The sequence below is a fragment of the Planktothricoides sp. SR001 genome, from assembly GCF_001276715.1.
GTDB classification, from domain to species: domain Bacteria; phylum Cyanobacteriota; class Cyanobacteriia; order Cyanobacteriales; family Laspinemataceae; genus Planktothricoides; species Planktothricoides raciborskii.
Genome location: NZ_LIUQ01000042.1, coordinates 54,760 through 60,938 on the forward strand (window position 1 = coordinate 54,760; position 6,179 = coordinate 60,938).

Annotated in this window: 5 protein-coding genes; all 5 read right to left on the minus strand. The window is 47.1% G+C overall.

Annotation, left to right across the window (positions count from 1 at the left end; genetic code table 11):
* Nucleotides 1–60 precede the first annotated feature (60 nt).
* Nucleotides 61–1,245, minus strand: a complete 1,185-nt coding sequence (locus AM228_RS21065; protein ID WP_054468919.1) for a hypothetical protein — start codon at nt 1,243–1,245, stop codon at nt 61–63.
* 331 nt (nt 1,246–1,576) lie between these two features.
* The gene (locus AM228_RS21070; protein ID WP_054468920.1) at nt 1,577–2,014 is read right to left on the minus strand and encodes a hypothetical protein; all 438 of its coding nucleotides are present in this window, start codon (nt 2,012–2,014) and stop codon (nt 1,577–1,579) included.
* 353 nt (nt 2,015–2,367) lie between these two features.
* Nucleotides 2,368–3,183 carry a DUF1822 family protein gene (locus AM228_RS21075; RefSeq protein ID WP_054468921.1) on the minus strand — a complete coding sequence of 272 codons (816 nt, stop codon included), beginning with the start codon at nt 3,181–3,183 and terminating at the stop codon, nt 2,368–2,370.
* A gap of 81 nt (nt 3,184–3,264) precedes the next feature.
* The gene (locus tag AM228_RS21080) at nt 3,265–4,008 is read right to left on the minus strand and encodes a hypothetical protein (protein WP_054468922.1); all 744 of its coding nucleotides are present in this window, start codon (nt 4,006–4,008) and stop codon (nt 3,265–3,267) included.
* Between the two features lie 126 nt (nt 4,009–4,134).
* Nucleotides 4,135–6,179, minus strand: a 2,045-nt coding sequence (locus tag AM228_RS21085) for a CHAT domain-containing protein (protein WP_054468923.1), incomplete at its 5' end; no start/stop codon positions are given.

A 6,179-nucleotide genomic window follows, 5' to 3' on the forward strand; every position in this document is an offset into this window, starting at 1 on the left:
CCGATGGCGGCCGATGGCGGCTTCCCACACCCCGATCGCCGCCCCACACCCTTGAAAAAACTAATCCTCGGCTGCCCGAATTAAATCCTCTAAATAAGTAATCAATGCTTCTCCTACCGCATCATCTCTGGACATGGCTGTATCTTCCCGTTCAGCATGGGCAAGAGTCATCCAACAAGCGGCGCCGCTGGTGACAACAGAAAGAACCAGGAAAAACAAGGGAAATCCTAGTCCGGCAATATCTAATCGCATCAGTTTATCGTTAAGATTAAGGGCGGCAAGGCGGATGGTTTCGGTGCCCGATCGCAGTTCGTAATTTTCATCAAAATGGCGGGTAAATAATTGAGGCATTTGGTCTTGGAGAAATAAGACATCATCCCCTAATTCTTGCCGTTTAGCTAATTTTTTCTGCCAATCTTGTTTGGCTTGGGCTTTGATTTTCCCGGCTTCCTGTTCTAAGCGCAAAACCCGCTGTTCTAAGGATAAATTTTCCGTGGAAACTTGACTCCAACTCCGACTGCGATCGCTCCAGGCACCGAATAAGCGCACATAAAAAGTATCCCAGTTAGCTGCACTGCGATCCATAGCTTTAAACTCCCGTAAAGCCGCTGCATATTCGGCGCGGGCACTTTCTAAAGCCTCGCTAGTCACCGACATATTTTCCAGATTTTCTGTTTGCTGGGCAATCAACAAACTAGCTTTTAATCGGCTAAGTTCCGGGCGATTATTCATCGCTTCGCAGCCTACCCCAGCGGCGATCGATTGGAGGATACTCATAGAAATCATCCCAGCAGCCCCAGCACGAGCCCAGGCACGGTTGCCGTATTTTCGTCCGGCTACAGCGGTGCCATTATCGTTGGTAAATTTAACGATTAGCACATTCAGAATTACGCTAGAAATAATCGCGACTCCGTTGCCAAAATCTTTAAAAGCAAAGAATAAAATTGGTTGATTTGTGATCCCATTAAGGAGGCTACCAATACTCACCACGCGGGCAGTCAGGCGAGAATGTTCCACTAACTCATCGGTCGCGTAATTTTTGCCATAAAATTCATCAGGATTGGCAAATACCAGGTTTTTTAGAAAATTACATCCTCCCATAATTTTTTGGAATGCCAATTTCCATCCCGTTGGTTTTGGGGGGATTTCTAGCAGTTCGGGATGATGTTCGCGGATGGTTTCAGCAGCTTGTTTGGCTTCTTCCTTCGGGTCAGGAATTTGATAAAATGTGAGTGGGTTAGTCATCGGTTTTGCTTCCTTTTATAATCACTGCTTTTAATGACTGCGTGGTGTTGATACCCCCAACCACCCTGCAAAAGGGAGGCTTAAATGAGGCTTATGTCTTGGGTCTTAAAGGATTAACGATTGTGGGGAAGTTTTTTATGCAAATTATTTCTCGTTCCCGTATTTCTCGTTATTTCTCGTTCCCAGGCAGAGCCTGGGAATGCCATTCTAGAGGCTCTGCCTCGTGATTTTGTTGAGTTTCCTGGGGTCAAACCAACCTACAATTTTGCTGAAAAAGACAAGAGGCGCAAGCCGCCGCGCCCCTGCCCACCTGAGAGGAGATTTAAATCAATTAGCCGGTGGGAATGATTAACATGGCATCGTTGATCGAGAGATCCATCGCGATCGCCTGTTCTCCCAGGGCTTGACCCATGCGATAGGACTCTCGCAGCATCGCGTCAAGATGTCGGTGCAACACATCACCAGTCATAAAAGATTTAACCAGCAGAACTGGTTCCGTAACCCAAGTTTGAGTCACTGGATTCCACCAACTGCCATGAGAAAAAGTCGTATTGTTCCCCCCAGCCGGTAGAGTTAATTTCTTGATAAAGGGTTTTGCTTGGGCATATTTACAAGTGGGAATATGCCAGTGGACGGCGTAGGGTAAGGTATTAGCAGGTACTTGAGAAGAGGCGATCGCCTGGAGTACCACCGGAAGTAACGGAGACGAGCCGTTTGGGGCGGTCATGGCGGGAATAACATTGGGAAGAATATTAGCAATATGGTCCATTTTTTGTCCTCTTGCCCTTATATAGGTTATATAGGTATAGATATTTGATTTTTGCTGCTATATAATCAACTTACTTTGGAGCAATTTTTATGCAAACTTGCCAACCGTCTGTTGTCAGGCATAAAAAAACGCTCTAGGTTTCTCCTAAAGCGTTAACGGTCAATTGGGGAAAATTTATGCAAATTACGCAAATATAGTTGTCTCAACTGCACTCAGAACAACTAAGTAGGTGGGCAGAAATAAATGCACCACAGACCAGATCGGGAGAAAAACTGTCATTCCCGCGCAGGCGGGAATCCACAGCCTATCGGCGGGGAACGAAAAGTGCAATTAATTATGTTCACCTACTTATATTACTTCTGGTTATCTCGCAAAGACCGGAATAATCCCCCAATAATCTGGCGCAACTCCTGCCGCTTGCTATCTGTTGCATCTTCTCGACTCATCACTAATTCTTTGCTTGATTCTACTGCCGCAAATTGACCTATCAATGCTTCAATTTCTTGGGCAGCAGATTCAATTTGCCAGACTGCCTCATTTTCTAATAATAGAGCGCGTTCTAATTGGGCGATAATTGCTTGGCGGTTTTCCGTAAACCATTCTTCCCCAAGATTTTTTAGCCAATCATAATTTTTTAACGGTTCCCAGATATCTTTTTCTGCTTTTTCTGCTATATTTTTAGCATGATCTAATAAATCCAAGAGTTGATCCGCTGGCAATAAGTTATCGCGATCGATACTTAATTCGGGAAATTCTATTTCTAAGGCTGGGGTAAACCCAACGATCGCCCCCCAGGTATTTTCGGGATTTATTTCTACCGCAATATAAGCTATGCGATCGCTCATCACTGCTTGTTCGGGAATTTCCAAAGTTTCCGCCGACTCAGCTATCGGAATACATTCAACTATTCCTAAAGATATTTCGCCTTCTTTTATTTCTAAATCCGCTAACTCGGTTAGGGCTTGTAAAGCTAAATTCCAGGCGCTACTTTGGGTATAATCGGATTGGTAATTATAGCGATCAAGATAGCGGGACACCACCCAAACCGCGATCGCTCTTTGCTTGACGGCTTCAGCGCGTTCTGGCTGCATTTGTCGGGCAAACCCTTCACAAAGCTGACGCGGAACTGAAGGAATGGGAACTAATTGACCAAATTGTTGAATATTCATAATTATCCTTTTTTCTCCTAATTAAACATTTGTTATATTCTCGTAGGGACACGGCATTGCCGTGTCCTTATTGCCCTGTACTTAAATCTCATTTTTCATCTCATCTCTCAAGCGATCGCCTATTTTTCGCAACAAAGGCAAGAGAGTCCGCGACCAGGCGCTATTCATCGTGTTGGTGTTAATACCAAAATGTTCTGCCAGGATTTTAAGTGTCCATTCTTCACCACGGGAAGTGCGATCGTAAATTTCTAACAAAACGGCTTGGGCAGTAATTGGCGGTGGTGGCTTTTTGCGGACAAAAGAACTTTTTAATTCTCCACTCGGATCGGTCTCAAATTCCTGACGGACAAGTTCTAAACGTGGTGTTTCATTTGTTGGATCTGCCAAATCATTGACACTTATATCATCGACATTTAGAGGTTCTCCTGTTCTGGAGTCGATCGGATTAGGAGGCGTCATATGTTTGGGATTTTTAGGAAGGTTATTGTATTCCTTTTCGCACTTGAAATTCCAAATATCGATAGGACTACGATTTCCTTTATCTGGATCGTAGGCTTTGTCTTCGGCTGTTCCTTTGCCTCGGACATCGCCATAGATTTTACGCTCAATATACTCCCAAGCAATATCCCATGCTTTAATATATCGTTCTTGGTCAAGAGATGCTTTGGACTTTTTCGCAGACAAAGGCCAAAAACAACTTTCTGGCGCTGCCAACATTATGCGGATCCCCTTCCGTCGCAGTCGCAAACGCTCTTCTTCCGACTCTGCCCGCAACGCTTGCCGGAAAATCTCCTTTAGTTCCTCATGGGGACAGTCTTGGGTCACTTCGCACCTCCTCAATGCTAACTTTGAGAAAATTATCGCTGATTTGAGAAATTTTTTGAACCACAAAGGCACAAAGGACACGAAGAAGAAATTCCTTTGTGGTCTTTGTGTCTTTGTGGTGAAACTCTACCTCAGCCCATAACACCCCAAAGAACCCCAATGGACCGGTTCCTGAAACGGACAACCTTTATCAGCCGCATAACGTTTAATATTTTTCTCGCTATCCAAAACGCGAGTTAAAAGGCTGCGGTCATAACCAGGAATAGCCTGAAGTCGGGCTTTTTCTGCTTTGAAATGCGCCTCTAATGCCTTCTGATACTTACTCTTAAACTCTGCCCCAGTCATTTTCCGCATCTCCTGTTGGGCTGCTTGCAGGGCAACTGGGCGATTTTTCCCCGCTTTGCGCTGGTTGTGGTAAAGAATAGACAGCAACGCCGCCGATAAATCATAAATTGCCCAGTGACTAGCAATGACGCCCCTTGCTCCCGCACAGAGAAAGCCGGTACTCACCGCTACGGGTTCATCTAAGGCACTATTGGGCAAAAATAACCCGGTTTCGCAGCAGGAGAGGAAAATCTCATCTAAGTCTTTAAACCGCCAACCGGGAGACAGCAGTTGACTCACCGTAATGCGGCCATCACTCAGCAGCAGTCCCGACTCCTGGGGATTGTCATAGCGGCTTTGGGCGTGGTGAGTGCTGACCAGGTGGGTGGTATTTTCTAGTAATTGGCGGTACTTTTGGCGGGTGGCGTCAGTACCAATGAGCCGTTTTTCCTGCCCCACCCCAAAGAATTCCGCCACTTTCGCCCCTTCAAAGCCACTACAGGGCAGGTCATTGGTGGCATTTTCCACAATACCGTATTCCTGGGCAGTGACGGCGCTGCGGTTGTGGCAAAAACCCAGAACTTGCACGCTGGGAGCGTAGCGGAGGAGGAATTTATCGCCGAAGTAGAATGGGGAGGATGGGGAGGATGGGGGAGTGTGGGAGGAATCATCACCCCACCCAGCCTCCCCTTGGTAAGGGGAGGTGCCGGAGGCGGAGGGGTGAGAAACCGGCAAAGCGGCGAAGGGAATTTGATGCAGGAACAAATGGGGGATGAGAATAAGCTCATCTAAGCCTTGCAGTTGCTCCGCAATTAAACGGTCAATCTCCAAACGTCGGGACAGTTCCGCCAAAGTAGCGGACATTTGGGCTACCCATTGGGTTTTATTGCTGATATAGGGAGTAGCCCAAGTTTCCCGCAGCCAGAGTTGCAGAGTTTTATAGCCCTGTCCTTGGCAGGTGAAGCAAGTGGGAACCGTTTCCCCGTGACGCAGGATGAAAATATGGGTATCGTCATCAGTAGTATAGAAGCTGAGGATAGCTGCACCAGGGCTATCTTGCAACAAGGGGATAAAGTCCGCTAGTTTAGGCGGTTGGACTTGGCGCAGTTTGGCTACCACTTCATCCAGGTTGCTGAGTTGGTCGAGAATGACTGCTTTTTGCTGTTCTAGTTGGGCAATGTCCTCAGAAACGGCGGTAGCAGCGCGAAGTTGACGAGTTTTACTGCCGTCGGGCTTGGTTTCCCGTGAATCATTGCCCAGTTCGCCCCGTTTTTGGGCAATTTTGTCGTCCAGGTCGTTTAATTTTTGCAGATATTGGCGTACTGGTTCGGGGATATCGCCATTTTGATACAGGTCAGCGGTTGCCAGCAGGTCAACTAGGCGTTTAGCGCGGACTCGTTCCACAATTTCCAAGGCGGTGGGGATATCGTTGAGGTTGATGGCGGCTTGGATGGCGTTTTCATAGATATAGATGGACTTCGCCACCACTTCTTCCCGTTCCGCATTGCTAACCCGCTGTGTGCGACTATAGTCAACGGCTGCCATTGCTGTCTGGTAGCCTTCCAATGCCATTTGCCAGTCACCTTGCTGGAAACCCAGGTTGCCTAAAGCCCGGGCAGTCTTTAAGCATTCCACTGGCAGAAGTTGGGGGCGGAAGAATTTCAGGGCTTCTCGGTAGCAGTTGATCGCTTTCTGGAGATTCGCCGATGGCTGTTCTCCCAATTGGGCTTGGGTCAGGTAGGCATTCCCCAGATTAGTCAAAGTGCTGGAAAGGTCTTTCTCCAGTTTCAACTCACGGAGAATATTAGCCGCTTCATCATAGGCTGCGATCGCTTTCTGGAGATTCG